This is a genomic window from Dactylosporangium vinaceum (assembly GCF_019904175.1).
Lineage (GTDB): Bacteria > Actinomycetota > Actinomycetes > Mycobacteriales > Micromonosporaceae > Dactylosporangium > Dactylosporangium vinaceum.
Genome location: NZ_CP061913.1, coordinates 5,888,301 through 5,913,446 on the forward strand (window position 1 = coordinate 5,888,301; position 25,146 = coordinate 5,913,446).

Consider the following 25,146-nt stretch of genomic DNA (forward strand, 5'->3'; position numbering starts at 1 on the left):
GATTACTTGGGAGCGGCATGACCGAGCTGCGTTTGCCCCGGGCCGGGCTGGCCGCGTTCGCGACCGGCTCGTTCGGCATGGGCATCTGGGTGACGGTGCCGGGCCTGCTGCTGCTGTACTTCCTCACCGACATCCTCGCCGTGACGCCCCTGCTCGCCGGGGCCACGCTGCTGATACCCAAGATCGCCGACGTCGTCCTGCACCCGTGGGTCGGCACCCTCTCCGACGCCGACCTGGCCCGCCGCGGCCACCGGCGCCGCCTGCTGCTGATCGGCTGCGCACTTGTCGTCGCGTTCGCGGGCCTGTTCACGGTACCGCCCGCCCTGACCGGCCCGGCCGCGGCCGGCTGGGTCGCGGTCGCCTTCATCGCCGGCAACCTGCTGTTCGCGGCGTACCAGGTGCCCTACCTCTCGACCCCGGCCGACCTCACGATCGGCTACCACGAGCGGACCCGGCTGATGGGCTTCCGCATGGTGGTGCTGACGATCGGCATCCTGGCCGGCGGCATCGCGGCGCCGCTGCTCGCCCGGCAGGCCGGCTACGCCACCATGGCCGCCGTCCTCGGCGGGCTGATGCTGGCCGCGCTGCTCGTCGGCGTCACCGGGGTCGGCCGCCTCGCCGCCACTGCCGCCGCCACTGCCGCCGCCACTGCCGCCGCCACTGCCGCCGCCACTGCCGCCGCCACTGCCGCCGCCACCGCCCTGCCGCAGCGCCCCGAGACCGGCCACGGCCTGCTCGTCGCGCTGCGGGACCGGCAGTTCCGCCGGCTCACCGGCTCCTACCTGGCCATGTCGACGACCTCGCATCTGGTACTCGCGGGCGTCCCCTACTACGCGAAGTACGCACTCGGCCGCCCCGGCCTCACGACCGTCCTGGTCGCCGCGTTCCTGGCCCCGGCCCTGGTCGCCACGCCGGTCTGGGTGCGGGTCGCCCGCCGCTACGGCAAGCAGCGCGGCCTGCTCGCCGCCCAGGCCGCGTTCGTCGCCGGCTGCCTGGTCCTGGCGGCCGGTTCGGCGGCCGGCCACGCGGTCGTGGTCGGCGCCGTCGTGGTGCTCGGTGTCGCGTTCGCCGCCCTGCAGCTGCTGCCGTTCTCCATGCTGCCCGACGTCGTCGCGCACTCGGGCCGGCCGCAGCGGGCGGGCAGCTACACGGGGGTGTGGACGGCGACCGACTCGCTCGGCGGCGCGCTGGGGCCCTACGTGTACGCCGCCTGCCTGGCTCTCGGGGGCTTCGTCGCCAGCACGGGCGACGAGACGGTACCGCAGCCGGGATCGGCGATCGTCTGGATCCGGCTCGGGTTCGGGGCGGTACCGGCGACGTTCATGCTCGTGGCCCTGCTGCTGCAGCGCTCCTACACCCTGGACGGCCGGCTGACGGCGCTCAGCGCTCCGCGGCCGTGATGACCTCGGCGGCGACGAGCTCCGGTTCGGTGAACATGACCAGGTGGCCGGAGGACCGGGCCTGCACGAGGCGGCCGTTGGGCAGCGCGTCGGCGGCGCGGCGGTGGGCGTCGGTGACGGCGGCCCGCACGGCGCGGTCGTACTTCGCGGGTGCGGTGCCGGAGATGACGGTGACCGGGAGGTCGCCCAGGTGCGGCGGCTCGTCGCGCAGGGTGGGCAGGTCGTCGAGGAAGCACTCCAGCTCGGCGGCCATCGTGCGGGCGGCGCGCACCGTGAAGTCCTCGGCCCGGTGCTCGGCGGCCACGTCGGGCGGCTGGACCATGCCGGGCCGGCAGCCGAGGCGGTAGAGCCCGGCCCGGGCCATCGCCGGGACCAGCCGCTTCGTCCACGCGAACCGGCGCCGGGCGGACTTCGCGAAGTACAGCTCACACTGCTCGTCGGTCGGGTCGACAAGCACCAGGCCCTTGATCCGGCCCGGCTCAGCGGCCGCGGCGGCCCGGGCCAGCGGGGCGCCCCAGCTGTGGCCGACAAGCACGTACGGGCCGTCGCCGAGGTCACGCAGCAGCGCGTCGAGGTCGGAGGCCATCCGGCCGAGGCAGCGCGGCTCGGGATCGTCGTCGCTGCGGCCGGTGCCGGCCCGGTCGTAGACGACGGCCCGGGTGCGCTCGGCGACGAGCGGCTGGACGAGGCCCCACACGGAGCGGGACAGGCCCATGCCGGAGACGAACACGACGGTGGTCTCACCGTCGCCGCCGGCCATGTAGTGCAGCCGCCGGCCGTCGCCGGTCCCGGCCCAGCCGCTGACCCCGTACGAGTGCTCCACGGCCCGCCCTTCCCTGTTCGGAAGGTCAGCCTAACCAACCCGGTCCCCGGGCCGATGGACCGGCCCGGGGACTGGGATGAATATGCTCAGACCAGGTCGTACCGGTCGTTGTTCATGACCTTCGTCCACGCCTTCGCGAAGTCGCGCACGAGCCGGGCCTCGCCGTCGGACGCGGCGTAGACCTCGGCGATCGCCCGCAGCTGCGAGTGCGAGCCGAACACCAGGTCGACGGCGGTCGCGGTCCACTTGACCGAGCCGTCGGCGGCCTTGCCCTCGTACACGTTCTCGTCCGACTGCGACACCGACCACTCCGTGCCCGCGCGCAGCAGGTTGACGAAGAAGTCGTTGGTGAGCGTGCCGGGCCGGTCGGTGAACACGCCGTGGGCCGAGCCGCCGTGGTTGATGTTCAGTGCCCGCAGGCCGCCGACCAGCACCGTCATCTCCGGTGCGGTGAGGTTGAGCAGGTACGACCGGTCGACGAGCAGCACCTCGGGCGGCAGCTTGTCGCCGGAGCGGCTCCAGTTGCGGAAGCCGTCCGCGCGCGGTTCCAGGAACCGGAACGAGTCGACGTCCGTCTGCTCCTGGGTGGCGTCGGTGCGGCCCGGCGCGAACTCGACGGTGATCTCGTGGCCGGCCGCCTTCGCCGCCTGCTCGACGGCCGCGGTGCCGCCGAGCACGATGAGGTCGGCGAGCGAGACCGTCCGGCCCTCGGCGTTGAAGTCCTTCTGGATCTGCTCGAGGACCGGCAGTACCACCGCCAGATTCGCCGGCTCGTTGACCTCCCAGTCCTTCTGCGGCGCGAGGCGCAGGCGGGCACCGTTGGCCCCGCCGCGCTTGTCGGTGCCGCGGTAGCTGGACGCCGCCGCCCACGCGGTCGCGATGAGCTGGGTGGTGCTCAGGCCGGAGTCGAGCAGCTTGGCCTTGAGCGCGGCCACGTCCGACTCGTTGATCAGCTCGCCCTCGGCGGCCGGGACCGGGTCCTGCCAGAGCTGCTGCTCGGGGATCCAGGGCCCGCGGTAGCGCGAGACGGGGCCCATGTCGCGGTGGAGCAGCTTGAACCAGGCCTTCGCGAACGCGACCTCGAGCTCCTCCGGGTGCTCGTGGAACCGCTTGGTGATCGGCCCGTAGATCGGGTCGAACCGCAGCGCCAGGTCCGACGTCAGCATCACCGGCGCGTGGCGCTTGCCCGGGTCGTGCGCGTCCGGGACGGTGTCGGCGCCGGCGTTGTCCTTGGGCTTCCACTGCTTGGCGCCGGCCGGGCTGGTGGTGAGCTCCCAGTCGTACCCGTAGAGGTTGTCCAGGAACCCGTTGTCCCACGTGGTCGGGGAGTTGGTCCAGGCACCCTCGAGGCCGGAGGTGATCGTGTCGGCGCCCTTGCCGGTGCCGGCCCGGTTCTTCCAGCCGAGGCCGAGCTGCTCGATCGGCGCGCCCTCGGGCTCCGGCCCGAGGTGCTCGGCCGAGTGCGCCCCGTGGGCCTTGCCGACGGTGTGCCCGCCGATGATCAGCGCGGCGGTCTCCTCGTCGTTCATCGCCATGCGGCCGAACGTGTCACGGATGTCCCGCGCGGACTTGAGGGCGTCCGGCACGCCGGCCGGCCCCTCCGGGTTCACGTAGATCAGGCCCATCTGCACCGCACCGAGCGGCTCGGCCAGGTCCCGCTCATCGCTGTAGCGCTCGTCGCCGAGCCAGGTGTCCTCCGGACCCCAGAAGATCTCCTCCGGCTCCCAGATGTCCGGCCGGCCGAACGCGAAGCCGAAGGTCTTGAAGCCCATCGACTCGTACGCGACGTTGCCCGCGAACACCAGCAGGTCGGCCCAGGACAGCTTCTGGCCGTACTTCTCCTTGATCGGCCACAGCAGACGGCGGGCCTTGTCCAGGCTCGCGTTGTCGGGCCAGCTGTTGAGCGGCGCGAACCGCTGCGCCCCGCTGCCACCGCCACCGCGCCCGTCGTAGGTGCGGTAGGTGCCGGCCGCGTGCCAGCTCATGCGGACGAACAGCGGCCCGTAGTGCCCGTAGTCGGCGGGCCACCACTCCTGCGAGTCGGTCATCAGTGCCATGAGGTCGCTGCGCAGCGCCTCGACGTCGAGCTCCTTGACGGCTTCGCCGTAGTTGAAGTCCTCGCCCACCGGGTTGGACCGGGGCGAGTGCCGGTGCAGTACCGAAAGATCCAGCTGGTTGGGCCACCAGTCCCGGTTCGTGTGCGGCCGCTGGTTGGGCTTCGCGGTCGGCGCGGGGATGGCGGGGTTTTCGCTCTCGCTGGTGCTCTCGGTCGCGTCCTTGTGGTCAGACACGCGTCGTCCTTCTTCCTGATTCATCTCCGGTCGCCCCCGAGTCTTGTACCTTTTCTGGAACAGATCAAGTCTGACGCGCGATTGGTCGCACTGCGTCACCCTCCACGCGGCCCTCACGCCACCCTGTTTATAGCGTGCTGTCCCGACTGTCGGCATTGCCGGGCCCGTCGCGGCGGCGGTCGTCTCCCGAGCGCGACGACCCGGTGCACTCCGCCTCCGCGCAGCCTGAACGGGGGCAGCCATGCCACCAGTGGATCAAACCGTAGGCCCACCCACGCGCGAGTTGCTCAACTCCGCCCGGGTGATGCGAGGAGCGCCCGCAACGCACGGCGGGTGGCGGCGAGATCGATTTCGCGGCCGGCCAGCCCGCCGAGCAGCGCGGAGAGGTCCCATGAGGCGAGGTGGCCATAGCGGGCGCCGAAGGTAGTAGCGCTCCGCCTACTTGCCGGCAAGGTCCGCGGGGCCGGCGCGGCCGCCGGTGAATGCGGTCGCTAGTCCTTCATCAGGTGCAGGAGCCAGTCCGAGCCGGTCTTGATCAGTGCGTACGTCCGCGAAGTGCTCCGGCCGTGGAGGGTGAAGACCAGGCGCCTGTCGTTGCGGTCGACCTCGTGCCACCAGCCGCTGTCGGCTATCGACTTGTCGGCGTCGGTGTAGGTCAGGTGGTCGAGGGCGTGGTCCGGGACCGCGACGGCCAGGCGGTTGTGTTTCGGGTCGTCCGGCAGGCCGCGGGGCACCGCCCAGGAGCGCAGGGCGCCGTGCTCCTCCAGGCGCAGGTCGAAGTGGTGGCGCGGCTTGTGGTGCTCGTGCAGCACGAACGTCGCCCGGCCCTGGTCGTCCACGGCTCCCAGTCTGCCCCATGCGCCGGGCGGCGGCACGGGTTCGGGTGCCCGGCGATCGACAGTGGGCTGTGGATAGTGATCTGATGGGTGGGTGAGTGACTGGAACACACAGATCATCGAGGAGTTTCGCGCCAACGGGGGCAAGGTCGGCGGGCGGTTCGCCGGAGGGACCCTGCTGCTCATCCACCACCGCGGCGCCCGGACCGGGGTCGAGCGGGTCAATCCCGTGGCCTACCTGCCCGACGGGGAGCGGATGGTGATCGTCGCCTCGGCGGCGGGGGCCGACAAGAACCCCGACTGGTACCACAACCTCAAGGCCAACCCGGACACCTCCGCCGAGGTCGGCACCGAGACGCTCGACGTGCGGGCCGAGGAGATCCTCGGGGACGACTACGCGTCAACCTGGGAGCGGCTCGTCGCCGTGATGCCCGGGTTCGCCGAGTACCAGACCAAGACCAGCCGCCGTATCCCGCTCATCGCCCTGACCCGCCGCTGAACCACCCGGAGCGCGCCGGCCGTCCCTGGACTGTGCCGGCGCGCTTCTTCGTGCCCGGGGGGCCGTGGCGGGCCGGTCCGGGGCGGCGGGGCCGGGCAGGGACAGCAGCCAGTAGCGCAGCGGGGTCGACATGCGGGCGATCGTCGCAGGGCGGTGTTGGATCTGCGTAAAAGCCGTGGGGAAAAATTTTACAAAACCCTCTTGATGTCGATGACCGTGATTGTTAGCTTTCCTTAGGGATCGACATAGGTCGCTGACCGGATCCAGCCGCTCCCGCCTTTGAGCGCGCGCGTCCGCGTAAGTCCCCCCACAGGAGGCGTATCCACGTGCGTCCACGTCCACTTCAGCGTGCCCTGACGTCCGCGGCGGTGCTCGCCGCTGTCGTCGGGGCCGTGCAGCTCAGTGCGGTACCACCGGGGTATGCGGCAGTCGCCGACCCCGCCGGGGCCGTCGACACGCTCATCGGGTCCGCCAACTCCGGTGAGACGTTCCCCGGGGCGGACACCCCGTACGGCATGGTCCAGTGGAGCCCGGAGAACACCCGCGGCGACCAGACCCGCACGCCCCAGCCGGGCGGCTACGACTACAACGTCACCCGCATCCGGGGCTTCAGCCTCACCCACATGTCGGGGACCGGCTGTGCCGGCGGCTCCGGCGACGTGCCGTTCCTGCCGTACCCGGGCCCGGTGAACTCCTCGCCGTCGGCGGACAGCACCGACGGTACCTACGCGAGCAGTTTCCAGCACGCGAACGAGACGGGCACTGCGGGGTACTATCGCGTCGGTCTGGACTCGGGCGTCGACGTCGAGCTGTCGGCGACCGCGCGCACCGGTGCCGGCCGGTTCACCTACCCGGCCGGGAAGACCGCCTCACTGCTGGTGCGCACCTCCAACTCCGAGGTCGGCAGCAGCGCGGCGACGACCACAGTGGACACCGCCAACCGGGCCGTCAGCGGGTCGGTCACGAGCGGCAACTTCTGCGGATACATCAACACCGAGGACCGGCGCAGCTACTACACGCTGTACTTCTACGCCGCGTTCGACAAGCCGTTCGCCGGCACCGGCACCTGGACCGACGGCACCCTCGCGGCCGGCTCCACCAGCTCCAGCGGCGGCACGACGTACGGCACCGCCGGCTGGCCGCCCGCCGGGAAGGGCTCCGGCGCCTACGTCAGCTTCGACACCAGCTCGGGGCAGTCTGTCGGCATGCGGGTCGGCATTTCCTACGTCAGCGCGGCCAACGCCAAGGCCAACCTCGACGCCGAGAACCCGGCCGGGACGTCGTTCGACACCGTACGGACGCGGGCCCACGACGCCTGGAACGCCGAGCTCGGCCGGGTCGCGATCACCGGCGGCACGAGCGCGCAGCAGCGCACGTTCTACACGGCGCTGTACCACTCCCTGCTGCACCCCAACGTCTTCAGCGACGTCAACGGCCAGTACCGCGGCATGGACCAGGCCGTGCACACCGTCTCCGGCGCGCAGAAGGCGCAGTACGCGAACTTCTCCGGCTGGGACGTGTACCGCGACCAGCTCCAGCTCGTCACCCTGCTGCGCCCGGACGTCGGCGCCGACATCGCGCAGTCGCTGTACAACCAGGCGAACCAGAACGGCGGGGTCTGGGACCGCTGGACGCACAACCAGGGCGGCACCCACGTCATGACCGGCGACCCGGCGCACGCGGCGGTGCCGAGCATCTACGCGTTCGGCGGCACCACGTTCGACGCGGCCGGCGCGCTCAGCTCGATGGTCCACGCGGCCACGACCGTCACCGCGGCCGACCTGAGCCGGACCGGCTGGAACGTCATGGTCGTGGGCGAGCGGCCGTCCCTGGACAAGTACCTCTCCATCGGCTACGTCCCCTCGGACGGCAACGCCTGGGGCGGCGCGGGGGAGACCCTCGAGGACGTCTCGGCCGACTTCGGCATCAGCCAGCTCGCCGGGCGCCTCGGCGACACCGCCGACGCGTCGCAGTTCCTGGGCCGGGCCCAGAACTGGAAGAACGTCTTCAACCCCGGCACCGGCTACATCCAGGAGCGCAACGCCGCCGGGGCCTGGCAGTCGTTCGACCCGGCCAGTTCGAACGGGTTCGCCGAGGGCAGCAGCGCGCAGTACACCTGGATGGTCCCCTTCAACGTCAACGGCCTGTTCGCGAAGATGGGCGGCGGCTCCACCGCGGCCGCGCGGCTCGACACGTTCTTCCACAACAGCGACGGCAGCTGGGCGCTGTCCAAGGCCGGCGGCGCGAAGTCGGACCTGGCCAACGAGCCGTCCATCGGTACTCCCTGGCTCTACAACTTCGCCGGCCAGCCGTACAAGACCCAGCAGACGGTCCGCCAGGTCGTCAACACCCTGTGGTCCAACGGCCCCGGCGGCATCCCCGGCCAGGACGACCTCGGCGCGATGTCCGCGTGGTACGTCTTCGCCGCCATCGGCCTCTACCCCCTCGCCCCCGGCCGGGGTGAGCTCCTGCTGGGCAGCCCGCTGTTCAGCCAGGTGGTCATCAGCCGCGGCAACGGCGCCACCATCACCGTCAACGGCACGGGCGCGGCGACGAACTCGCCCTACATCCGCAGCGCCCGCGTCAACGGGGCCACGACCACGAAGTCGTGGCTGCCGGAGAGCATCCTGAGCGCCGGCGGCACCGTCGATCTGACCCTCGGCTCGACGGCCGACACGACCTGGGGCAGCGGCGGCGCCGACCTCCCGCCGTCCTGGGACACCGCCCCACCGGCCTCGGCCGACCTGGCCCTCAACAAGCCGGCCACCGCCGACTCGTCGTGCAACAGCAACGAGAGCCCGGCCAAGGCGGTCAACGGCAGCGTCTCCGGCGGCACCGGCGACAAGTGGTGCTCGACGGGCAGCGCCAAGTGGTGGCGCGTCGACCTGGGCAGCACCGCCACGGTCCGGACGGTCACGATCCGCCACGCCGGCGCCGGCGGCGAGTCCACGTCGTGGAACACCCGCGACTACGACGTCCAGGCCTCGACCGACGGCACCACGTGGACGACAATTGCCCAGGCCCGCGGCAACACGGCGAGCGTGACCACGCACACGGTCACCACCTCGGCGCGCTACCTGCGCCTGAACGTCATCACCGCCGAGCAGTCCGGGACCGGCGGCGCGGCCCGCATCTACGAGTTCGAGGCGTACGGCTGACCGCCCGGTAGCGCCGGTCCGCCGCACCGGCGGCGGACCGGCTCCGCCCGACGGGGTGCGCACCCCGCCGCCACGAGCGGCTGCGCTTCGACCGCGCCGCCGGCACCTGGACCGCGACACGACTACAGCCCTGAGCGCCGCGGGTGGGATGATGGCCGCATGGTTGACGGGGTGGAGGTGCTGCCCTCCGCCGACGTGCTGGCGATGCTCGACGCGGACCCGCAGGGGTGGGCGTTGGCCCGCGCGGTGCGGGCGGGCGGCGAGATCGTGGACTTCCGGCTCGAGTACGTCAACGACGCCGGGGCCCGGTTCCTGGGCCGGGCGCGCGGCGAGCTCGTCGGGCGGACCTACCGCGAGCTGTGGCCCGAGACCGTCAACGACGACACGATCCCCTTCTACCGCCGGGTCGTGACCGACCGGCGGCCCGCCACCCGCACCGTCTACTACGACCGGCCAAGCGTGTCCGGGCACTTCGAGCTGTGGATCGGGCCCAGCGGCGACGGGTTCGCGGCCCGCTTCGTCGACCTGCGCTCCGTCACGCTCGGGCCCCAGACGGCCGGTGGCTCGCGGCTCTACGACGTGCTCGACGCCGCGTTCGACGGGTTCACGCTGCTGCGGGCCGAGCGGGACGCGGACGGGGCGATCGTCGACTTCATCTGCGAATACGTCAACGCGCCCGGCGCCGCGCTCACCGGGCGGGCGGTCGAGGAGACGATCGGGCGGCGCTGGACCGAGCTCACCTCGGCGGACGACCGGCTGCTGCAGCGCTGGCGGGAGGTGGCGCAGAGCCGGCGGCCGTGGCGGGAGCAGGTGCGCTACGACGACATCGGGCAGGTGTGGGAGATCGGCGCGGCCCCGGCCGGTGGCGATGCGGTGGCGGTGTCGTTCCGCAACGTCAGCACGTTCGCCGAGCAGCAGCAGCACCTCGAGCAGGCGGTGGCCGCGGCGCGCCGGGCGGCCGGGCGCAACGCCGCACTGCTCGCTGTCACGTCCGCGCTGGTGGCGGCGAGCACGACAGCCGACGTCTACGCGGCGATCGGGGCCGTCCTGCGCCCGTCCGCCGGCGGGCAGGGCCTGGCCGTCCTGCTGCGCCGCGACGACGAGCTCGTGCTGCAGTACCACGCGGGCTACGAGCCGCAGGTGGTCGCGCGGCTCCGGGCGGTACCGCTGCGGCACCGGTATCCGGCCACGACCGTGGCGGGCACCGGCCGGGCGCGGTACCTGAGCACCCTGGAGGAGTTCGTCGCCGCGCAGGACGGCGACCCCGCCCCGATTCCGAGCGGCGGGCGGCAGGCGTGGGCGTTCCTGCCCCTCGCGGCCGCCGGTGACGTCCTCGGGACGCTGGTGATCGGCTACGGTACCCCGCACGAGTTCGACGACGACGAGCGCGCCAACCTCGAGGCGTTCGCGGGCGTGTGCGCCCAGGCGATGCAGCGGGCCCTGCTGTTCGAGGCGAAGCTGTCCATCGCCGGTGAGCTGCAGCGGGCGCTGCTCCCGGCCGATCTGCCGCAGGTCCCCGGGCTGCGCCACGCCGCCCGCTACCTGCCGTGGACGCACGGCGCCGACGTCGGCGGCGACTGGTACGACGTGATCCCGCTCGGCGACGACGTGGTAGCGGTCGTCATCGGCGACGTCGTCGGCCACAACGCCACCGCCGCCGCCGTGATGGGGCAGGTCCGCAACGCGCTGCGGGCGTACGCGGCCGAGCGGCACAGCCCGTCGGTCGTCATGCAGCGGGTCAACCGGCTCCTGCTCGACCTGCAGCCCGACGCGGTCGCCACCTGCTGCTACCTGGAGCTGCACCTCGCCGAGGGCACCGCGACAGCGGTCCTGGCCGGCCACCCGCCGCCGGTCATGCGCACCGGCGCCACCGCCGACACCCTCGTCCTGCGGGCCGGCCCGCCGCTCGGCGTCTCCGCCGACATCGACTTCACCGAGACCACGTTCCTCGTCCCCGGCGGCGCGAACCTCCTGCTGTACACCGACGGCCTGGTCGAGGACCGCCGCTACCACCTCGACGACGGCCTCGCCGACCTGCGCAAGGCGGTCCAGGCGGCGCCGTCGACCGACCCGGCCGACATGCTCGAATACGTCCTCACCGCGGGCGTCGGCCCGCAACCGCGCACCGACGACGTCGCGGTCGTCTGCCTTGCCGTCGCCGCTGCGGGGGTACCGCCGGCCAGCCCGACCACACAGCGAAGGTTCCGCGGCGACGCCGTCAGCGCCTCCGCCGCCCGCCGCTTCGCCGCCGACGTCCTGCGGGCCTGGGGCGAGCACCGCCTCGCCGACGACACCCTGCTTCTCCTGGACGAGGTCATCACCAACGCCATCCAGCACACCGTCGGCGCCGTCGTCGTCCGCCTGGAGCTGCGCCCGGACCGCCTGCGCGTCACCGTCGCCGATCGCAGCGAGCGCCTGCCCAGCCCGCGCACCGCCGGCGACGACAGCGAGAACGGCCGCGGCCTGCTCATCGTCGCCGCCGTCGCCGCCGCCTGGGGCACCGAGACGATGCCCGCGGGCGGCAAAGAGGTCTGGTTCGAGGTCGCCCGTCGGGCCTGACCACGCTCGCCCGCCGGGCCTGACGGGGGTCGACGCGGCCGGTGCGCCACGCCGCCCGCGCCCGGTCGCCGTCTACGCCCACCCGCTGTACACGGCCAGCGCGGCGATCCGCCCGTGCCGCACCGTGAACGCCAGCAGCGCCACGCCCGGCACCCGCAGCCCCGCCGATCCGTTCACCAGCACCGGCCGCGCCCGCCCGGCCCGCACCGCGAACCGCGCCGCCTCGCGGGCGACGCCCGCCGCCCCGCGCAGCGTGACGTCCGGCCGGGCCCGCAGCTCGACCTGCGGATCCAGTACCGCCACCAGCCCGTCGAGGTCTCCGTCCCGCGCTGCCGCCAGGAACGCCCGCACGACCGCCCGCTGCCGCCGCAGATCAGGGTCCGGCACCGGCGCCGCCCGCACCCGCCGCCGCCCCCGGCTGGCCAGCTGCCGCACCGCCGCCTCCGACCGGTCCAGCGCCACCGCCAGCTCGGCGAACGGCACTTCGAACACGTCGTGCAGCACGAACGCCACCCGCTCGGCCGGCGCCAGCGTGTCCAGGACGATCAGCAACGCCAGCCCGACCGAGTCCGCTTCCACCACCGACCGCTCGGGATCGTCGTCGGCGACGAGCGGGTCCGGCAGCAGCGGCACCTCCCGCCGCGCCGCCCGCCGCCGCAGCCGGTCGAGGCAGATGCGGGCGACGACGGTGCTGAGCCAGCCGCGCGCATCGCGGACGCCTGTCGCCCCCTGCGCGCGCAGCCAGGCGTCCTGCACGGCGTCGTCGGCCTCGGCCTGCGACCCGAGCAGGCGGTACGCGACCGCCCGCAGGTGGGTGCGGTGCTCCTCGAACTCCACTGTCACATCCTCGGCCTCGGGTGCGTCCCCCAGTAGACGCCGACCACCCGCAGGATGTGACCGAGACCGGAGGCACCCATGCTCACGACGATCGAGATCGACCGCCCGCCGTCGCAGGTGTACGCGTACGCGACCGACCCGGCCCGCTTTCCCTACTGGCAGCCCGACGTCCGCCGGGTCGAGGTCCACCCGGACGGCCGCTTCACCACCGTGCGCCGTATCGCCGGCGCCGACCGCGGCATGCTGCAGCAGGTCACCGAGTCCAGCGCCCCGTCGCGCTGGTCGGCGGTGGCCCTGGCCGGCCCGATCCGCCCGGCCGCGTCGATCACCGTCGAACCCCTCGAAGGCGGTGCCCGCTCCAGGGTCACCTTCACCCTCGACTTCACCGCCCACGGCCCGGCCGACCTCCTGCTCCCACTGGTCCGCCGCCTGGCCGCCCGCACCGCCCCGCGCAGCTATGCCCGCCTGAAAGCCCTGCTGGAGGCCGTACCGCGGCACCCGCTCCACGGCGTCGGCCCGAGCCGCCCGACGCCGCCCAGCAGCGCGAGCGACCCGGAGGCCGGGCCCTGAGGGGTCCGCCCGGGGACGGCGCGGCTCCGCCGGCGTGCGCCGGTTGCCGGCGATGTCCGCGTCGCACCACCCCGGCGCGTCAGGCGAGGTCCTCGAACGGCGTCTCGCCGGGCCGCCAGCACATCCAGTGCCCGTCCTGGAAGCCGTGCAGCAGCGCGATCTCCGGCCCGGTCACCGCGCCGTGGCCGGGGTGCAGGCGGATCGCCGCGGCGTCGAACTCGATGCGAAGGCCCAGGCCGGTCGGCGGCGGGGGAGCGGGCGGTCTAGCGGGCGGTCGGCGGGCCGAACCAGGTGGTGAGGGCCTCGTGCAGGCCCGGGCCGCCGGACCAGGCGATGTGGCCGTCCGGGCGGACCAGGCGCTCGCAGGTGTCCGGCCGGGCTTCGACGCGGTCGGCCCAGGGGGAGGCGGTGGTCAGGGTTTCGGGTGGGGCGGTGAGGGTGCCGCGGCCAGGGGCGAGGGGGGTGGTGGGGGCGCGGTCGGCCTGGTCGAGGCCGGCGACCATGGCGGCCAGGCGGTCGTTGGCCTCGGGGATGGTGAGCAGGTCGGCGACGGTGGCGCGCAGGGCGTCGGTGTGGGGGCCGGGGCGGCACAGGGCGGTCTGGGCGCGGGTGTTGGCCAGGACCCGGGCGGCGACCGGGCGGCGCTCGGCCTCGTAGGTGTCCAGCAGCGCCAGGCCCTCGGTGGGCGCCGCGGCCGGCGCGCCGGTGGCCAGGGCGTTGAGCTCAGCGGCGGTGCGGGTCGTCAGGTCGGCCGGGGACGGCGCGGTGGGCGGGGCGACGGGCGGGGTGTTGACCAGGGTCGGGGCGGTGGGCGCCGGAGCGTGGCCGTTGACGGTCAGGGCCAGCTTCCAGCCCAGGTTCGTGGCGTCCTGCAGGCCCGTGTTCAGGCCCTGCCCGCCGGCCGGCCAGTGGATGTGGGCGGCGTCGCCGGCCAGCAGGACGCGGCCGTCGCGGTAGCGGGCGGCCAGGCGGGCGGCATCGTGGTAGCGGGAGATCCACTGGGGACTGTGCAGGCCGAAGTCGGTGCCCGCCAGCGCGGTGAAGGCGGCCCGGAACTCGGCCAGGTCCGGCGGCGCGGTCGTGGTCGCCGGCTCGTAGTGGTTGAGCATCAGGCGGTGGTGGCCGGCCTCCAGCTGCAGGACGCTGAAGTCGCCGAGCGGGGTGCGGCGCTGGAAGATCGGGCCGGGCGGCTCGGCCAGCCGCACGTCGGCGAGCATCGAGCTCACCGTGGCGTCGGTGCCGTCGAACGGGATGCCCAGCCGCCGGCGGACAGTGCTGCGGCCGCCGTCGCAGCCGACCAGGTAGCCGGCCGTGAAGCGCTCGCCGGTCGCGGTCGTCACCTCGACGTGGTCCGCGAACGGCACGACCTCGGCGATCCCGGCGCCCCAGCGCACCTTTGTGCCCAGCTCCAGGAGGTGGTCCTCGAGCAGGGCCTCGATCCGGGACTGGACCAGGCCCAGCACGTACGGGTACGCGGTGTCGAGGCGGCCCATCTCCAGCCACAGACCGGCGAAGTGGGCGAACGGCACCCGGCGCCCGGCCGCCACGAACCGGTCGGCCAGGCCGCGGGACCCGAGGATCTCCAGGCTGCGGGCGTGCAGCCCGCCGGCCCGCGACTCGCCCGTGCGGCTGGAACGCTGCTCCAGGATCGTCACGTCGATGCCGTAGCGGCGGAGTTCACAGGCCAGCCACAGGCCCGTAGGGCCACCGCCGGCGATGAGTACCTGCGAGGAGTACACCCGAAAAGTCCTTTCTCTAACAACGTTCGAGGCCAGCATGACTCTAACGCTGTTAGAGTGTCAAGGGTGGCCATCAACCCCGCCGTCGTCGCCCGCACCGGACTGGACCTCCTCGCCGAGGTCGGCCTCGACGGGCTGACCATGCGGGTGGTCGCCGACCGGCTCGGGGTGCGGGCGCCGACGCTCTACTGGCACGTCAAGAACAAGCAGCACCTGCTCGACGCCATGGCCGCCGTCATGTTCGCGGAGGCGACCGAGGGCCTGGCGGCGCCCGGGCGCAGCGCGGACTGGCCCGCATGGGTCACCGCGCGGGCCGTCCAACTGCGCCGGACCCTGCTGCGGTACCGCGACGGCGCCCGCGTCTTCGCCGGTACCAACCTGACCGGCCCGGACATGCCACGCGCGATGGAGCTCACCCTGCGCCTCCTGGTCGACGCCGGCTTCGCGCTCCCGACCGCCGCCCGCGGCTTCGCGGCCGTCCTGCACTACACCGTCGGCTACACGATCGAGGAGCAGGCCCGGCAGGGCGCCGCCTACGAGCAGAACCCGTACGAGCCCGAGCGCCTCGCCGCCGCCTTCCCGCCGGAGCGCTACCCCCTGGCCGCCCGGGCCGCGACCGAGGTCTTCTTCGGCCCCGACCCGGACGCCGACTTCACCGGCGGCCTGGCCATCATCGTCGCCGGGCTCGGGCTTATGATCCAGCGGCACGGGGCCGACACGGACGGAGATCGCGGTGGCTGGAGCGTCTGATTGGACCGGGCGAGTGGACACCAGCGTGGCGCACCCGGCCCGGCGCTACGACTACTGGCTCGGGGGCAAGGACAACTTCGCCGCTGACCGGGAGTCGGGGGATGCGATCGCGGCCGCGTTTCCGGCGATCCGCACGGCCGTGGTGGAGAACCGCGCGTTCATGCGGCGGGTGGTGCGGGTCCTCGCGGAGCAGTACGACATCCGGCAGTTTCTCGACATCGGCACCGGCATCCCCACCAGCCCGAACGTGCACGAGGTGGCGCAGGGCACGGCGCCCGACGCGCGGGTGGTGTATGTCGACAACGACCCGATCGTGCTCGCCCACGCGCGGGCGCTGCTGACCAGCTCGCCGCAGGGCGCGACCGCGTACGTCGACGCCGACCTGCGCGACCCGGCGCGGATCCTGGCCGACCCGGCGCTGCGGGCGACAGTCGACCTCGGCAAGCCGGTGGCGCTGATCCTGGTGGCCGTCGTGCACTTCCTGCCGGACGAGGACCGGCCGTACGAGATCGTGCGGACCCTGCTCGACGCGCTCGCGCCCGGCAGTTTCCTGGTCATGTCGCACGCCACCACCGACGGGCTGGCGCCGGAGCTCGCGGCGCAGATCCAGTCGGGGCGGCACGGGCCGGGGAAGCTGCGCAACCGGGCCGAGTTCGGGCGGTTCCTCGAGGGCCTGGAGCTGCTGGAGCCGGGGATCGTGTCGGTGTCGGACTGGCGGGCCCAGGACGAGCTCGACCCGCGCCCCGGCTTCGACGAGGTCGCCGTGTGGGGCGCGGTTGGGCGCAAGACGTCCGGGTAACCGATACCCATGAGTGAAACCATGGGCACAACCGGCACGCCCGGCGGCGACGGAGCCTCGCGGATCGACGAAGAGGACAAGCCCAACGGCTCGGCCCAGGGCGTCCGCACCCCCTCGCTCGGCGGCGAGGCCGACGACCCGGCGATGCCGTTCGACGACCGCAACCAGCTCGACCCCGACAAGAAGCTGCACCTGCCCCGCAACTCGGAGTCGCAGCGCGGCTGAGGATCGTCAGCGCCGCAGCTCGTGGTAGCGGCGCAGGAGCAGCCCCTCGCGCAGCGCCCACGGGCACACGTCGAGCGCGCGCAGGTCGAGCGCCTCCATCGCGGTCACGGCGGTCACCGCCCCGGCCAGGATCTGCCGGGCGCGGGCCGCCGCGACCCCGGGCAGCTCGGCCCGTTCGCGGGCGCTCATCGCGGCCAGCCGCGGCACCCACCGGCGCAGGGCCCGCCGCTCCAGCCGGTCGCCGGCGCCGGTGAGCTCAGCCAGCTGCTTGAACGTCTTCGAGGTGCCGACCACGAGGTCCGGGCGCGGCGTGCGGGCCAGTTCGCGGGCGACCGGCTTGAGGACGCCGCGGACGTGGCGGCGCAGCCGCTCGACGTCGCCGCGGCCCGCCGGGTGCTCGGGCAGGTAGCGGCGGGTCAGCCGCCCGGCCCCCAGCGGCAGGCTGACGGCCAGGTCCGGCGGGTCACCGGCGCCGGCCGCGATCTCCATCGACATGCCGCCGATGTCCAGCAGCCACAGCCGCGCGGAGGGCGCGTGCCACCGGCGGACGGCGGCGAACGTCACGCGGGCCTCGTCCTCGCCGCTGAGCGAGCGCAGCTGCACCCCTGTCGCCTCGCGGACCCGGCGGTAGATCTCGGCGCTGTTCGTCGCGTCGCGGATCGTCGCCGTCGCGAGCGGGATCAGGTCGTCGGCCCGGTGCCGCCGGTACGCCTCGACGGTGCAGGCCACCGCCCGCACGACCCGCTCCACGCCGGCCGGGGTCAGGGCGCCGTCGGCGGTGACCTCCTCGGCGAGCAGGGTCGGGGCCTTGAGCCGGTACACCGGCAGCGGAGGCTTGCGGTGGCGGGCCTGCACGATCTGCAGATGGGCCGAGTTGGACCCGACGTCGAGCACGGCCAGCAGCAACGGGCGCCTCCCTTCGTTTTGCAAAGACGCCCGTTACCCTAGTTGCCGATTGTGAAACTGGTGTGTCGGTTATCCGGCCAGGACTCCGGCGGGCGCCGGCGCGTACCCGGCCGGGGTCGCGGTGAAGGTCCCGCGGCCCTGGGTGCGGCTGCGCAGCCGGGTCGCGTACCCGAACAGCTCGGCGAGGGGCACCGTCGCCGTCACGACGACCGTCCCGCCCCGCGGAGCCGCCCCGCCGACCTGGGCCCGGCGGGCCATGAGGTCACCGAGCACGGCGCCGACCATGTCGTCGGGCACCGTCACCGTCACCGCGGCCACCGGCTCCAGCAGCGCCATCTGCGACTCGCGCAGGGCGAGCTGCAGCGCCTCCCGCCCGGCCAGGCGGAACGCGAGCTCCGAGGAGTCGTGGTCGTGCATCTTGCCGTCGGTGACGGTGACCTTGACGCCGGTGACCGGGTAGCCCGCGACCGGCCCGGCCGCGAGCGCGTCGCGGCAGCCGGCCTCGACGGCCCGCACGTACTCCTTCGAGACGTGCCCGCCGACCACAGTGGACTCGAACTCGAAGTCCTCGGTGGATGGGGTCACGTCGATCGAGACGTGCGCGTACAGGCCCGAGCCGCCGTCCTGCTTGACCAGGCGGTGGTAGAGGCCGGTGACGCCACGGACCAGCGTCTCGCGGTAGGCGACCTGGGGGCGGCCGACGGCGATCTCCAGGCCGTTGCCGGCCAGGCGCATCTTCTCCACCGCCACCTCCAGGTGCAGCTCCCCGAGCCCGCTGAGCAGGGTCTGACCCGTCTCCGGGTCGGTGCGGACGACGAGCGACGGGTCCTCCTCGACGAGCCGGGCCAGCGCGGTGGCCAGCCGCCCCGAGTCGACCCGGCGCTTCGCCTCGATCGCGACCGAGACGACGGGCACGGCCCGGCTCGGCGGTTCGAGGACGACCGGGTGGGCCGGGTCGCACAGCGTCTCGCCGACGCGGGCGTTGCGCAGGCCGATCAGGGCGACGATGTCACCGGCCACGGCCTGCTCGACGTCGGTGTAGCGGTCGGCCTGGACGTGCAGGATGCGGGCGACCCGCTCCTTGGCGTCCGCGTTCGACTCGCGCACCTCGGCTCCCTTGCGCAGCGTGCCGGCGTAGACCCGGGCGTAGGCGTAACGCCCGGTCGTCGTGGCCTGCACCTTGAACACGAGCGCCGCGAACGGCGCCTGCGGGTCGGCGGGCGGGTCCAGGTCGAGCGGCGACGGCAGGTACGCCACCACCGCGTCGAGCAGTTCCCGCACGCCGATGTCGCGGTAGGCCGCCCCGCACAGCACGACGAGCGCCTCCCCGCGCAGGGTGAGCTCGCGCAGGGCCGCGCGCAGGCTCGCCGTGGTGAGGGTGCCGGTCTCGACGTACTCCTCGAACGCGCCCGGGTGCAGCTCGGCCACCTGCTCGACGAGCGCCGGGTCCGGGGGTGCGGTCAGGTCGGCCACACCGGTGAAGCCGGACTCGGTGCCGATCGGGGCCTGCACCACCAGCGGCGTCGCGCCGAGCCGCTCGCGGATCGAGGCCACGGCGGCGTCGAGGTCGGCGCCGGCCCGGTCGAGCTTGTTGACGAACGCGATCCGGGGCACGCCGTACCTGTCGGCCTGCCGCCACACCGACTCGCTCTGCGGTTCGACGCCGGCGACGCCGTCGAACACGGCGACCGCCCCGTCCAGGACGCGCAGGGCCCGCTCGACCTCGTCGGCGAAGTCGATGTGCCCGGGCGTGTCGATGAGGTTGATGCGGTGCCCGGCCCAGTCGACGCTGACGGCGGCCGCGAAGATGGTGATGCCGCGGCTGCGCTCCTGCACGTCGAAGTCGGTGACGGTGGTGCCGTCGTGGACCTCGCCCTGCTTGTAGGTCGCGCCGGTGGCGTAGAGCATCCGCTCGGTGGTGGTGGTCTTGCCCGCGTCCACGTGGGCGAGGATGCCGATGTTGCGGACGCGTCGCAGTTCGTTGCGCACTGTTGCCCCTCTGGGCTCGTCATACAGACAGGACAGCGCGATTCGGCCCCGCTCCGGTCACCGGAGGACGGGGCCGCCCGATGCCGCCGCGCGAGCGGGCACCGGGAGGACCGAAGACACGCGAATCACCTCGTGCTGCACGGCCGGCCTCCCTCCACACTCGTCTGGCTCGGCTACCTCGAGGTTAGCGCCGAGCGTCAAGCTATTATTCCCGCCATGCCTCGAGCGCTCGTCGTCGGCAACACCGACGGGATAGGCCTCGGCCTGACGCGCCGCCTCCTGGACACGGGCTGGACGGTAGTCGGTGTCTCCCGGCGGCCGTCCGATGTGGACAGTCCGGCGTACGAGCACATCGTCGCCGACGTCACCGCGCCCGGCTTCGCGCCCCGGGCCGGCGATGTCGACCTGTGCGTGTACGCGGCCGGGATCGGGGAGCCCCTCGACCTGGCCGACCTGGGGCAGCAGACCGACGCGATCCGGGTCAACCTGCTCGGGGCCGCGCTGACCGCCGACGCCGTGCTGCCCGGGATGCTGGCGGCGGGCCGCGGGCACTTCGTGGGGCTGTCCAGCCTGGCCGACATCCTCGTCACGCCGGACGCGCCCGGCTATGCGGCGTCCAAGGCCGGGCTGACGTCGTATCTGCTGAGCCTCGGCAAGGCGGTGCGCAAGCGCGGTGTCGCGGTCACCGCTGTGCGGTTCGGGTTCGTGGACACGAAGATGGCGAAGTCCCCGGTCACGCCGTTCAAGATCAGTGTTGACGAGGCCGTCGACGTGCTCGTCCGGGTCGTCGCGACACGGCCGGCCCTGGTGTCGTACCCCCGGAGGATGGCGCTGGCGGCCCGGGTCCTGCGGGCGGTCAGCCGGCCGTAGCCCGGAATCGGAGGCGGTTGCTCCTCACCTCCACCGCGATGCCGGTGAACCCGGCCCGTTCGAGGCGCTGCGGCAGCGTCGCCGGATCGAGCGGGACCATGACGTCGCCGATGTGCAGCAGCCGGAACCGCGGTGTGGGCAGGCTGTCGCTGCCCGCGAACACGCCGCCCGGGGCCAGCACCCGCCGCGCCTCCGCGAACAGCCGATCCTGCTGCGCCGCCGACGGCACGTGGTGCAGCATCGTGAAGCACACGACGGAGTCGAAGCCCGTGGCGGGCAGGGGCATGGCCGCGCCGTCGCCCTCCAGCACCGTCACGTTGCCGGGGACGTTGCCGCGCAGGCGGTCGGCGAGTCCCGGGTTCACCTCAACGACGGTGATGTCGTGGGTACCGCGAGCCAGGACCCTTGTCGTCGCCCCGAACCCGGGCCCGATCTCCAGCAGGCGCGGGCCCAGCGCCACCCCGTCGAGGGCCCACGGCAGCAGGTGGTGCTCGACGGTCTCGAACCACCTCGCCGACTTGCACAGGCGGTTGTGCAGCAGGTTCATGCCATCGACGCTAACGAGCGCCGGGCCTGGCCGCGAGATGCTATCGTGCCACGTGATATCGAATTCCGGACATCCGGTGGTGCTCGTCGGCGACCGCGCCATGGCCAACGGGTCCGGCTTCGCCCCGCACGCCCACCCGGTGCACCAGCTCGCCTGGGCCACCGCCGGGGCCGTGTCGGTGTCCACCGAGGACGGTGCCTGGGTCCTGCCCGCCACGCGGGCCCTGTGGATCCCGGCCGGCGTCCCGCACGCCGTCGACGTCACCGCGCCCGCCGTGTTCCGCAGCGTGTACCTCGACCGCAACCCGCACCGCTGGACCCGGCCCACCGTCGTCGCCGTCACCCCGCTGCTCGACGAGCTCGCCGGCTACCTGACGGGCTCCCTGGAGAAGGGGCCGCGCCGCCGGGCCGAGGCGGTCCTGCTCGACCTGCTGCACCCCGTCACCGCCGCCTCGCTGCGCATCCCGCTGCCCCGCGACGAGCGCGCCCTCGCCGTCGCGCGGGCGCTGCTGGCCGACCCGGCCGACGGCCGCGACCTCGACGCCTGGGGCCGCACCGTCGGCGCGAGCGGGCGCACCCTGGCGCGCGCCTTCACCGCCGAGACGGGCCTGAGCTTCGGCCGGTGGCGGGTCAACGCCCGGCTCCGCGCCGCGCTGTTCCTCCTGGCCACGCAGACGCCGGTGTCCTCGGTGGCGGCGCGGGTGGGCTACGGTACCCCCTCCGCATTCATCGCCGCATTCAAATCGGCGCTCGGTGTGAGCCCCGGTGCCTACTTCGCGCCGTAACGGTTGGCGGTGTGGCAAGCACTCGTTAGGGTGATTGACATGACCGGTCCGGGGCGGGGCGTCGAGGCCGCCCAGCCGCAGCGCATCGGGTTCGGGGTCCTGATGTTCCCCATCCACCGGCCCACGCACAATCCGACGCTGCAGCTGGAAGGCGATCTCGAGCTGGCCGAGCTGTGCGACAGGCTGGGCTTCGACGAGTTCTGGTTCGGTGAGCACCACTCCGGCGGCTGGCAGATCATCGGCGCGCCCGAGCTCATGATCGCCGCGGCCGCCCAGCGCACGGCGCGAATCCGCCTCGGCACGGGCGTGAGCACGCTGTCGTACCACCACCCGCTGACCCTGCTCGACCGGATCGTCCAGCTCGACCACCTCACCCGCGGCCGGCTGATCTTCGGCGTCGGCGCCGGCGCCCTCGCGCTCGACTCCACCATGATCGGCCACGACCCGATGGAGGCGCGGCGGATGATGGAGGAGTCCCTGGAGACCATGACCGAGCTGCTGCGCTTCGCCGGCCCGGTCAGCCGCAGCACCGACTGGTTCGAGCTGCGCGACGGCTACCTGCACCTGGCCCCGTACGACGAGCAGCTCGACATCCGCGTCGCCGTGTTCCGCTCGCCGTCCGGCCCCCGCCTCGCCGGGCGCTTCGGGGCGGGGATGCTCTCGTTCGGCGCCTCCGCCGCCGTGGGGCTCGGCTCGGAGAACCCGATGACCACCGCCTGGGACATCTACGCCGAGCGGGCCGCGCAGTTCGGCCAGGCCGCCGACCGGCGCCGCTGGTCGGTGATGAGCCCGATGCACCTGGCCGAGACCGAGCACCAGGCCCGGCGCGAGGTCCGCTGGGGTCTGCCCGCCTACATCGGCTACATCCGCCAGATCCTGCCGATGAACGTCCCCGTGGACCTCGACGACGCCGATGCCGTGGTCGACGTGCTGCACACCGTCGGCCACGCCGTCATCGGCACCCCCGAGATGGCCATCGCCCACATCGAGCGGATGCTGCAGATCAGCGGCGGCTTCGGCACGTTCGTCATCGAGCACGCCGACCTGGCCGACCCGGAGGCGACCCGGCGCTCCTACGAGCTGTTCGCCCGCCGGGTCATCCCGCACTTCACCGGCGCGCTGCGGCCCCGGCTGGCCGCCTACGCGCGCGAACTCGAACACGACGGCCTGACCCGGCGCACCATGGCCGCCGCGCAGGCCAAGGCCGGCGTCGAGCACTCGCGCGAGCGGGCGGCGCTGCGCATCCCCAGGCAACGAGAGGGCGCACATGACGACGCACGTTGAAGTGATGGTGCTCGGCAGCGGCATCGGCGGCAGCACCGTCGCGGCCATCCTGGCCCGCCAGGGCGTCTCCGTCGGCATCGTCGACGCCGCGCGGCACCCGCGGTTCGCGCTCGGCGAGTCGACGATCGGCGAGACGTCGTTCCTGCTGCGCCTGCTGGCCGCCCGCTGGGGCGTGCCGGAGCTGGCCCAGGTGTCGACGAGCGGCGGCATCCGCGAGCATGTCAGCCGCCGGTGCGGGATCAAGACGAACTTCGGCTTCGTGTACCACCGCGAGGGCGTCGAGCACGACCCGTACGAGGTGACCCAGTGCTCCGTCTCCGAGGGTCCGTTCGGCCCGGAGTCGCACCTCATGCGGGCCGACATCGACAAGTACCTGTTCGACGCGGCGGTGGGGTACGGCGCCGTGGCCCGCGAGGGCGTGCGGGTGCGGGCGATCGACTTCTCCGATGCCCTCGTGCGGATCGAACTGGACAGCGACGAGGTCTTCACCGCCGACTACGTCGTCGACGCGACCGGCCGCACCTCGGTCCTGGCCGACCGGTTCGGGCTGCGCGACGAGCCGTGCCGGCTGCGGACCGACTCGCGCACCATCTTCACCCACATGCGCGGCGTGCGGCCGTTCGACTCGGTGGAGGAGTCGAGCGGCCAGCCGAACCTGTGGCACGAGGGCACGCTGCACCACCTGTTCGACGGCGGCTGGCTGTGGGTCATCCCGTTCGACAACCACGGCGGCTCCGAGTCCGACCTGGTGAGCGTCGGGCTCAGCCTCGACACCAGGCGCTTCCCGAAGGCCGAGGGGGTCACCCCCGAGCAGGAGTGGGCCCGGTTCCTGTCCCGGTATCCCGCGATCGCCCGCCAGTTCGAGGGCGCCGAACCGGCCTTCCCCTGGATCTCCACCGGCCGCACCCAGTTCTCGTCCCGGCAGACGGTCGGCGACCGCTGGGTGCTCATGAGCCACGCGGCCGGCGCGGTCGACGCCCTCTTCAGCCGGGGCATGGCCAACACGATGGCGGTCATCGAGGCGTTCGTGCCCCGCTACCTCGACGCCCGCCGCGACCGCGACTTCAGCGCCGAGCGGTTCGCCTACCTGGAGACGCTGAACCAGAACATCCTGGAGAACAACGACAGGCTCATCGCCGGCTCCTACATCGCCTTCCGCGACTTCGACCTGTGGCGGGCCTGGTCGAAAATGTGGTACCTGGCCTGGAACCTGGGTGTCATCCGCATCGCCGGCACCTACTACCGCTACCTGGAGACCGGCGACGACGGCCTCTTCGACCGCCTCCACGCCGGCCCGGTCCCCGGCTCGTTCGCACCTGACCTGCCGGTCGCGCAGGTGCAGTTCGAGGCGTGCTACGAGGTGATGGAGCAGGTGGCGCAGGGCTCGCTCGACCCCTCGGCAGCGGTCACGCGGCTGGCGTACCTGCTCGGCGACGGCGAGGCGTCGCCCTCACCGCTGAACCTCCACGACGTCCTGCGCCGCTGGCACGACGGCTCCATGGAGACCCAGCGGCTCATCCACCAGTGGGGCCGCACCGCCGGCCCGGCCGCGCTCCAGCAGTACTTCGAGTACGACCGCGCCACCATCCCGGTGGCCGCGCAGAAGGTCCTCACGGCCTAGTCGGCCGGGCGGTTGCGGCGGCGTTCGATGTCGCGCTGGACGTCGGGGTCCCAGAGGCCGGCGTTCCAGTCGTCGGCCGTGGGCTGGGCGGCGATGGGTGAGCGGACGTCGCCGCCGGTGACCATGGAGTACGGCTGCTCGGCGCCGATCCGGGCGGCGTACCAGCTGCGGTCGTACCTGACGGCGGCGACGAGGACGGCCGCGGCCAGGACGCGGATCGCGCCGAACGCCGGTGGCGATGCCGAGACGAGGAAGCTGAGCCCGAACAGCAGGACGAACCCCCCGGCGCCCCAGAAGCCGAGCGGGCCCATGCCGGGGGCGCCGTGCCGGTTGGCCACCCTGACCGCCTGCACGCCCCAGAACACGACGGTGATGAGCACGCCGAGGGTCGCGCCGAGGCCGATGAGGCTGATCGCCAGGCCGAAGACCACGACCGACCGGGCCACCAGCTCGGCCGGGCGACCCGCGAGGATCTGCACGTACAGGGCCGCGATGACCGCCATCACGGCGAACAGCACGGCGAAGGTGACGACCCGCCGGCAGGCGGCGTACCAGACCGAATTGTCGATCACGACATCCCCCGATGCATCGATGTGACCCCGGACGATACCCGAGTCACGCCGGCGGCCCGGACCCTCCGGCCGAGCCGCATGTGTTGT

21 protein-coding genes are annotated in these 25,146 nt (G+C 73.3%); 12 read left to right on the plus strand and 9 right to left on the minus strand.

The annotated features are described in order from the left end of the window. Positions 1 to 17: 17 nt before the first annotated feature. Positions 18 to 1,400 (plus strand): MFS transporter, encoded by a 1,383-nt coding sequence (locus Dvina_RS26470; RefSeq protein ID WP_223105143.1) that lies wholly within the window; start codon positions 18 to 20, stop codon positions 1,398 to 1,400. Here Dvina_RS26470 and Dvina_RS26475 read toward each other — a convergent pair. The 3 genes from Dvina_RS26475 to Dvina_RS26485 form a co-directional block, all read right to left on the minus strand. Then, complete coding sequence (locus tag Dvina_RS26475) at positions 1,381 to 2,223, minus strand: alpha/beta fold hydrolase (protein WP_223105144.1); 843 nt, start codon at positions 2,221 to 2,223, stop codon at positions 1,381 to 1,383. The genes Dvina_RS26470 and Dvina_RS26475 overlap by 20 nt on opposite strands. 86 nt (positions 2,224 to 2,309) lie before the next feature. Beyond that, positions 2,310 to 4,514 (minus strand): catalase/peroxidase HPI, encoded by a 2,205-nt coding sequence (gene katG, locus Dvina_RS26480; protein ID WP_425516559.1) that lies wholly within the window; start codon positions 4,512 to 4,514, stop codon positions 2,310 to 2,312. Positions 4,515 to 5,005: 491 nt separating this feature from the next. Beyond that, positions 5,006 to 5,353, minus strand: coding sequence for a DNA polymerase ligase N-terminal domain-containing protein (locus Dvina_RS26485; protein WP_246656465.1), 348 nt, complete (start codon positions 5,351 to 5,353; stop codon positions 5,006 to 5,008). Positions 5,354 to 5,444: 91 nt separating this feature from the next. On the opposite strand from Dvina_RS26485, the gene Dvina_RS26490 reads away from it, so the two are divergent. The 3 genes from Dvina_RS26490 to Dvina_RS26505 all read left to right on the plus strand — a co-directional run bounded on the left by Dvina_RS26490 (position 5,445) and on the right by Dvina_RS26505 (position 11,566). After that, entirely contained in the window at positions 5,445 to 5,849 is a 405-nt protein-coding gene (locus Dvina_RS26490; RefSeq protein ID WP_223105147.1) for a nitroreductase family deazaflavin-dependent oxidoreductase, read from the plus strand. A 368-nt stretch (positions 5,850 to 6,217) separates the two neighbouring features. Beyond that, positions 6,218 to 9,007, plus strand: a complete 2,790-nt coding sequence (locus Dvina_RS26495; RefSeq protein ID WP_223105148.1) for a GH92 family glycosyl hydrolase — start codon at positions 6,218 to 6,220, stop codon at positions 9,005 to 9,007. A gap of 159 nt (positions 9,008 to 9,166) precedes the next feature. Beyond that, the gene (locus Dvina_RS26505) at positions 9,167 to 11,566 is read left to right on the plus strand and encodes a SpoIIE family protein phosphatase (protein ID WP_223105149.1); all 2,400 of its coding nucleotides are present in this window, start codon (positions 9,167 to 9,169) and stop codon (positions 11,564 to 11,566) included. A gap of 72 nt (positions 11,567 to 11,638) precedes the next feature. On the opposite strand, the gene Dvina_RS26510 is transcribed toward Dvina_RS26505, so the two are convergent. Further along, positions 11,639 to 12,403 carry a sigma-70 family RNA polymerase sigma factor gene (locus Dvina_RS26510; protein WP_380028263.1) on the minus strand — a complete coding sequence of 255 codons (765 nt, stop codon included), beginning with the start codon at positions 12,401 to 12,403 and terminating at the stop codon, positions 11,639 to 11,641. Between the two features lie 78 nt (positions 12,404 to 12,481). Here Dvina_RS26510 and Dvina_RS26515 point away from each other — a divergent pair, with 78 nt between their 5' ends. After that, positions 12,482 to 12,973, plus strand: coding sequence for an SRPBCC family protein (locus Dvina_RS26515; protein WP_223105151.1), 492 nt, complete (start codon positions 12,482 to 12,484; stop codon positions 12,971 to 12,973). 263 nt (positions 12,974 to 13,236) lie between these two features. Here Dvina_RS26515 and Dvina_RS55300 read toward each other — a convergent pair whose 3' ends face one another. Next, positions 13,237 to 14,712 (minus strand): FAD-dependent monooxygenase, encoded by a 1,476-nt coding sequence (locus Dvina_RS55300; RefSeq protein WP_281428411.1) that lies wholly within the window; start codon positions 14,710 to 14,712, stop codon positions 13,237 to 13,239. 66 nt (positions 14,713 to 14,778) lie between these two features. Here Dvina_RS55300 and Dvina_RS26525 point away from each other — a divergent pair, with 66 nt between their 5' ends. From Dvina_RS26525 to Dvina_RS26535, 3 genes are read left to right on the plus strand one after another with little or no spacing between them, the layout of a single operon-like run. Next, entirely contained in the window at positions 14,779 to 15,462 is a 684-nt protein-coding gene (locus Dvina_RS26525; RefSeq protein WP_246656590.1) for a TetR/AcrR family transcriptional regulator C-terminal domain-containing protein, read from the plus strand. A 13-nt stretch (positions 15,463 to 15,475) separates the two neighbouring features. Beyond that, entirely contained in the window at positions 15,476 to 16,261 is a 786-nt protein-coding gene (locus Dvina_RS26530) for an SAM-dependent methyltransferase (RefSeq protein ID WP_223105153.1), read from the plus strand. A 9-nt stretch (positions 16,262 to 16,270) separates the two neighbouring features. Further along, entirely contained in the window at positions 16,271 to 16,486 is a 216-nt protein-coding gene (locus Dvina_RS26535) for a hypothetical protein (protein WP_223105154.1), read from the plus strand. 6 nt (positions 16,487 to 16,492) lie between these two features. Here Dvina_RS26535 and Dvina_RS26540 read toward each other — a convergent pair whose 3' ends face one another. Together Dvina_RS26540 and Dvina_RS26545 are read right to left on the minus strand one after the other, a co-directional pair. Further along, positions 16,493 to 17,392, minus strand: a complete 900-nt coding sequence (locus Dvina_RS26540) for a Ppx/GppA phosphatase family protein (protein WP_223105155.1) — start codon at positions 17,390 to 17,392, stop codon at positions 16,493 to 16,495. 69 nt (positions 17,393 to 17,461) lie between these two features. Beyond that, entirely contained in the window at positions 17,462 to 19,381 is a 1,920-nt protein-coding gene (locus tag Dvina_RS26545) for an elongation factor G (RefSeq protein WP_246656466.1), read from the minus strand. A gap of 216 nt (positions 19,382 to 19,597) precedes the next feature. Here Dvina_RS26545 and Dvina_RS26550 point away from each other — a divergent pair, with 216 nt between their 5' ends. After that, positions 19,598 to 20,251, plus strand: coding sequence for an SDR family NAD(P)-dependent oxidoreductase (locus tag Dvina_RS26550; RefSeq protein ID WP_246656467.1), 654 nt, complete (start codon positions 19,598 to 19,600; stop codon positions 20,249 to 20,251). Here the strand turns inward: Dvina_RS26550 and Dvina_RS26555 are convergent. Beyond that, positions 20,238 to 20,798 (minus strand): class I SAM-dependent methyltransferase, encoded by a 561-nt coding sequence (locus Dvina_RS26555; protein ID WP_223105156.1) that lies wholly within the window; start codon positions 20,796 to 20,798, stop codon positions 20,238 to 20,240. The genes Dvina_RS26550 and Dvina_RS26555 overlap by 14 nt on opposite strands. Positions 20,799 to 20,850: 52 nt before the next feature. On the opposite strand from Dvina_RS26555, the gene Dvina_RS26560 reads away from it, so the two are divergent. The 3 genes from Dvina_RS26560 to Dvina_RS26570 are packed head-to-tail and all read left to right on the plus strand — an operon-like array spanning position 20,851 to position 24,487. Further along, positions 20,851 to 21,582 (plus strand): AraC family transcriptional regulator, encoded by a 732-nt coding sequence (locus tag Dvina_RS26560; RefSeq protein ID WP_223105157.1) that lies wholly within the window; start codon positions 20,851 to 20,853, stop codon positions 21,580 to 21,582. A gap of 39 nt (positions 21,583 to 21,621) precedes the next feature. Continuing rightward, positions 21,622 to 22,866 (plus strand): LLM class flavin-dependent oxidoreductase, encoded by a 1,245-nt coding sequence (locus Dvina_RS26565; protein WP_223105158.1) that lies wholly within the window; start codon positions 21,622 to 21,624, stop codon positions 22,864 to 22,866. Beyond that, a complete protein-coding gene (locus Dvina_RS26570) occupies positions 22,850 to 24,487 on the plus strand; it encodes an NAD(P)/FAD-dependent oxidoreductase (protein ID WP_223105159.1) in 1,638 nt (545 codons plus the stop codon). Before Dvina_RS26565 ends, Dvina_RS26570 begins: the two co-directional genes overlap by 17 nt. Here Dvina_RS26570 and Dvina_RS26575 read toward each other — a convergent pair. Continuing rightward, on the minus strand, positions 24,484 to 25,059 hold the full coding sequence (locus tag Dvina_RS26575) for a hypothetical protein (protein ID WP_223105160.1): 576 nt from the start codon (positions 25,057 to 25,059) through the stop codon (positions 24,484 to 24,486). The genes Dvina_RS26570 and Dvina_RS26575 overlap by 4 nt on opposite strands. Positions 25,060 to 25,146: the final 87 nt, after the last annotated feature.

Bases quoted from the DNA above. Each gene is read 5' to 3' on its own strand.
- Dvina_RS26555 (WP_223105156.1), bottom strand. From the start codon at position 20,798: ATGAACCTGCTGCACAACCGCCTGTGCAAGTCGGCGAGGTGGTTCGAG.
- Dvina_RS26570 (WP_223105159.1), top strand. From the start codon at position 22,850: ATGACGACGCACGTTGAAGTGATGGTGCTCGGCAGCGGCATCGGCGGC.
- Dvina_RS26505 (WP_223105149.1), top strand. From the start codon at position 9,167: ATGGTTGACGGGGTGGAGGTGCTGCCCTCCGCCGACGTGCTGGCGATG.
- Dvina_RS26515 (WP_223105151.1), top strand. From the start codon at position 12,482: ATGCTCACGACGATCGAGATCGACCGCCCGCCGTCGCAGGTGTACGCG.
- Dvina_RS26550 (WP_246656467.1), top strand. From the start codon at position 19,598: ATGCCTCGAGCGCTCGTCGTCGGCAACACCGACGGGATAGGCCTCGGC.
- Dvina_RS26565 (WP_223105158.1), top strand. From the start codon at position 21,622: ATGACCGGTCCGGGGCGGGGCGTCGAGGCCGCCCAGCCGCAGCGCATC.
- Dvina_RS26470 (WP_223105143.1), top strand. From the start codon at position 18: ATGACCGAGCTGCGTTTGCCCCGGGCCGGGCTGGCCGCGTTCGCGACC.
- Dvina_RS26535 (WP_223105154.1), top strand. From the start codon at position 16,271: ATGAGTGAAACCATGGGCACAACCGGCACGCCCGGCGGCGACGGAGCC.